We start from the raw sequence: 387 nt of genomic DNA on the forward strand, positions 1-387 counted from the left end.
GGTGGCAACCGGCCCGCGTCTTCCCCCGTCAACAGGAGTGGCGCGGGCCTTTGCCGTTCTTGATCGAGAGCAGCCTCGCCGCTTGCGAATCTGCGCCCCGCCCGTCTACGCGGGCAACCGCCGGCCATTAACCTTCGCCGCGGGCACAGACCAAGGTCGGTGTCGCAATTGCCCTGCCTCGCCTATACTCTCGCCGACGGGTGGGTGAGCGGTGCCGATGTTTGGCCGATATTTCAAGCGACTTACACGAATCTGGAGCGGGCTTTCCCTGGCCTGGCAGTTCGTGATCGCCGGCGGCATAGGACTTCTGGCCGTGATGCTCGTGGTCGGGCTGTGGGTGACATCGCAGATCCGTGACGGCGTCATGCACAATTCCGCCGCCACGAC

The 387-nt window shown here is 64.9% G+C and carries 1 pseudogene; it reads left to right on the forward strand.

Annotated features, from left to right (window positions below):
* Positions 1 to 217: 217 nt before the first annotated feature.
* Positions 218 to 387, forward strand: a pseudogene (locus EN874_RS34715) (sensor histidine kinase); the annotation flags it as partial.

The organism is Mesorhizobium sp. M1D.F.Ca.ET.231.01.1.1 (genome assembly GCF_003999155.2).
Classification (GTDB): domain Bacteria; phylum Pseudomonadota; class Alphaproteobacteria; order Rhizobiales; family Rhizobiaceae; genus Mesorhizobium.